General features: G+C 66.7%; 1 protein-coding gene. It reads right to left on the reverse strand.

What is annotated here, in order from left to right:
- Positions 1–369 (reverse strand): transposase family protein (locus KM933_RS38790; RefSeq protein WP_221362396.1); only part of this gene is annotated, 369 nt, incomplete at its 3' end.
- Positions 370–483: the final 114 nt, after the last annotated feature.

Below are 483 nucleotides of genomic sequence, written 5' to 3' on the forward strand. Positions count from 1 at the left end.
GTGTTTGCCCGAGTAGTACGGGGTGTTGGCGGCGATCCGGTCGATTGGCAGCAGGGTGCCGTCCAGGATCACGAACGCCTTGGTCCGGGCGATGTCCATCGCCTCGGCCAGGGTGGGTGCGAGGGCGGTCAGCACATCGACGGCCTCGCGTATGTAGCGGTACACGGTTGCGACGCCGATACCGAACCCGGCGGCGAGCTGGGCGTAGGTGTCACCGCATCGCAGATGGGCCAGGGCGAGGAGAGCCTGACGGTTGGCGGTCAGCCGACGCCATCGGGTCCCGATCTCCCCTCGCCGGGCAGCGAGTCGTCCCGTCAGGCACCGCAGGGTGCGACTGGACAGGTCGATCGACGACGGGTAGGCAAGCACGCGAAGCTCCTGGTGGCTACGGGCAATCTTGGTCGAGAACCCGTCTACCAGGAGCTTCGTCGTTCCACCGATCTGTCCAACACGCGGCCAGCACCGTCAGGCTGGAAAAGGCTC

The organism is Streptomyces beigongshangae (assembly GCF_019710745.1).
GTDB lineage: Bacteria > Actinomycetota > Actinomycetes > Streptomycetales > Streptomycetaceae > Streptomyces > Streptomyces beigongshangae.